The organism is uncultured Mailhella sp. (assembly GCF_905187505.1).
In the GTDB taxonomy this organism is placed as follows: Bacteria; Desulfobacterota; Desulfovibrionia; order Desulfovibrionales; family Desulfovibrionaceae; genus Mailhella.
Genome location: NZ_CAJJIC010000185.1, coordinates 1 through 3,094, shown reverse-complemented (window position 1 = coordinate 3,094; position 3,094 = coordinate 1). Strand labels below are relative to the sequence as shown.

The window sequence follows — 3,094 nt, the reverse complement described above, 5'->3', positions numbered from 1 at the left end:
AGCCCTTTTTCAAAAGGGTTTCCCCCTTCCCCCGCAAAACTCTCCCTCTCCCTCTTCCTCCTTTACTCCATGGCGGATTTGAGGATGAAGCTGCGGGAGTCGACCTTCTGGCGGGCCATGCCGTTTTCGAGGAGGAAGGTCATATCGTTATCGAGGCTTTTGATATCGTTTTCATTGAGGCGTTTCATGTAGTGGGACCAGGCGTAGAGCTGTTCGGCGTCGGCTTCGGAGATGTTCTGTTCTTTGGCGCCGAGGGCTATGGCTTCCTTATGGTTGGCCATGATCCAGTCGTAGGCTTCGTCCTGCACGGCGACCACGTCTTTGACGAGGTCGGGCTTTTCTTCAATGAACGTTTTGCTGGCGCACATGGCGAGGATGGGGGTGACGAGGCCGGTGGCTGTGGCGATGACGGGTTTGCCCGCTTCTTTGGCCTTGACCAGGGCTCCCGCGGCGATGAGGGCGGCGTCCACCTTGCCGGACATGAGGGCGGAGAAGCTCTGCGGAATGCCCATCTGCACGAATTTCACGTCGTTGATGGTAAGGCCTTCCTTGGCGAGTCCGGCCACGAGGAGCTGATGCAGCACGGTGCCCTTGGGGCCGGCGATGGTTTTGCCGCGCAGGTCGGCGAAGGTTTTGGCTCCGTTTTCCTGACCGACGAGGGCGAACACGTCGGTGGGACGCGCGGCTCCGGCGATGATGATCACCGGATTGCCTTCGGCGTTGGCCATCTGCACCGAGGTGGTGTTGAGCACGCCGCCCACGTCGAGCGCGCCGGAGGCCATGGCCGTGGCCTGCTGCGCGCCGGAATCTATTTCATGCCATTTGACGGTGATGCCCTTGGGTTCGAGCTTTTTTTCCAGAAGTCTGTGTTCCTTCATGACGATCATCTGAAGGTTGAAGGGCGACTTCACATAGCTGATGTTGAGCGTGCCTTCTTCGGCAAAAGAGGGTGCGGCAAACAGGGAAAGGGCCAGGGCCACAATGAGAGATTTCGGCATCTTCATAATAATTATGACTCCTTAGTATTCAGATGCGTAAGAATGTTCTGGCGGATGGAATCCCGCCGTTCGGGGCCTGTGGCTTCGGAAAGGTCGAAGCTCTCGAAAATGATGCCGTGTTTCATGACGCAGAGGCGGCTGCCCACGCGAAGGGCTTCTTCCATGTCGTGGGTGACGAGCAGGCACAGCGAGTCGGCCATGAGCTTTTTCAGCATGATCTGCAGTTTTTCTCTGGTGATGGCGTCAAGCGAGGCAAAGGGTTCGTCCATGAGCAGGATGCGCGGAGAACGCAGAAGGGCCCGCGCCACGCCCACCCGCTGCGCCATGCCGCCGGACAGCTCGCGGGGCATGGCGGAAAGGGTATCGGGCGGCAGTTCCACCATGGCAAGCGCCCGTGTCATGCGCGCGGCGGAGTCGGGGCAGGAGGAGGGCAGCGCAAGGCGCAGATTTTCGCCCGCCGTGAGCCACGGCAGAAGACGCGGATCCTGAAACACCATGGCGCATTCCTCGGGACGGACGAGCACCCGTCCGGAATCGGGCGCTTCCAGCCCTGCGGCGACGCGCAGAAGCGTGGACTTGCCGCAGCCCGACGCGCCGAGAAGACAGGTGATGCCGCGCCGGGCAAGAAAAATGTCGGTGCCGCGCAGAACTTCATGGGAACCGAAGCTCTTGCGCACGTTCTGAAGAAGCGCGACCCCGTCGTCTGCGGGAACGTTTGACGCCATCATGCGGCAAGCTCCGGAAAGCGCCGTCTGAGCAGCGTCGAGGAAAGAGAGGAAAAGGCGGCGTCGAGCGCCCAGCCGAGAAAGCCGATGACCAGTATGCCCACAATGACCTCGTCGGCCCGCTGCATCTGCTCGGCGTCCATGATCATGTATCCGAGACCGCTGCTTGCCGCAATGAGCTCCGCCGCAATGAGCGCGCGCCAGCTGTAGCCGAAGCTCAGACGCAGCCCCGTGATGATGGAAGGCGTGGCCGCGGGCAGAAGAAAGAACAGCACCATGCGCCCGCGCGACAGATGGAGACTCGCGGCCAGCTCGCGAAAGGACGCGTCAAGCCGCGAAAGCCCGTCGCGCGTGTTGAGATAGATGGGGAAGAACGACGCCAGAACAATGACCGCTATCTGCGTGGCGTCGCCTATGCCGAGCCACAGAATCAGCAGAGGCGTGAGCGCAAGCGGCGGCGTCATGCGCATGAAGGAAAGCGTGCCCTGAAAAAGCTCGTCCAGCAATCTCCAGCGATACAGCGCCGCAGCCGTGAGAAACGCCAGCACGACGCTCAGACAGAACCCCGCCGCAATGCGGTAGAACGACGCCAGCACGTGCGCCGCAAGAACGCCGTTTTTCGCCATGACAAGCCCCGTGTCCAGCACCCGCGCCGGCCCGGGCAGAAGATACGGCGAAACCACGCCGGAAACAGCCTGCCAGAGAATCAGCACAAGAAGAGGTACAAAAAGGGACTTGAATGCACGCATGGCCGGGATTCTAGGACGCAATGCCCCGCCTGTCCATCCGTGGAAAAAGGTTTTTCTCCGAATGCCGAATTTTCCAGCCCCCACGATGCCCTTTCCCCCGCCCAGCAAACCCGAAAAAGGCCCGCCGGAACGCTGATCGCATCAGCTCACCGGCAGGCCGCTCAGGAGGAAAACGCAGGAAAGGCAGGAAAGAGGAAGGGGACAGGCCGGAGCAGCCGGGGCGCCGCCCCGGACCCCGGAAAGGCAGGAAAGGCAGCGGGGGGAATGATTCCCCCCGTGCCCCCTCGTTTCTTTCAGCTTCTTGTCAGCGCTCTGGGGAACGCGGGCGAGGTGAGGAGCCCGCACCGACGTCCGCAAGCAGGCGGAATTCACTTCCGCCGTCAAGCGCAGCGGGCGTCGTGCAAGCCCCGTGTCCGTACAGCGTGTCCGGAGCTGACGGGCTTTCGCGTCACGGAGTTTTTTTGAACACTTCCCGTGTTTCAACGCTCGGGGGCCCCCGGGCGCTTTCGAGCGCCCGGGCCGACGCCTGCAAGTAGCCGGAATTCACTTCCGGCGTCAAGCGCAGCAGGCGTCGTGCAAGCCCCGTGTCCGTACAGCGTGTCCGGAGCTGACGGGCTTTCGC

At 61.9% G+C, this 3,094-nt stretch carries 3 protein-coding genes; all 3 read right to left on the bottom strand.

Translation table 11 applies throughout. The annotated features are described in order from the left end of the window. Nucleotides 1-62: 62 nt before the first annotated feature. The 3 genes from QZZ60_RS11115 to QZZ60_RS11105 are packed head-to-tail and all read right to left on the bottom strand — an operon-like array spanning nucleotide 63 to nucleotide 2,472. Nucleotides 63-1,004, bottom strand: a complete 942-nt coding sequence (locus QZZ60_RS11115; protein WP_295641399.1) for an ABC transporter substrate-binding protein — start codon at nucleotides 1,002-1,004, stop codon at nucleotides 63-65. Between the two features lie 5 nt (nucleotides 1,005-1,009). Beyond that, nucleotides 1,010-1,726, bottom strand: a complete 717-nt coding sequence (locus QZZ60_RS11110; RefSeq protein WP_295641398.1) for an ABC transporter ATP-binding protein — start codon at nucleotides 1,724-1,726, stop codon at nucleotides 1,010-1,012. After that, nucleotides 1,723-2,472 (bottom strand): ABC transporter permease, encoded by a 750-nt coding sequence (locus tag QZZ60_RS11105; protein WP_295641396.1) that lies wholly within the window; start codon nucleotides 2,470-2,472, stop codon nucleotides 1,723-1,725. The genes QZZ60_RS11110 and QZZ60_RS11105 overlap by 4 nt, the downstream gene beginning before the upstream one ends. Nucleotides 2,473-3,094: the final 622 nt, after the last annotated feature.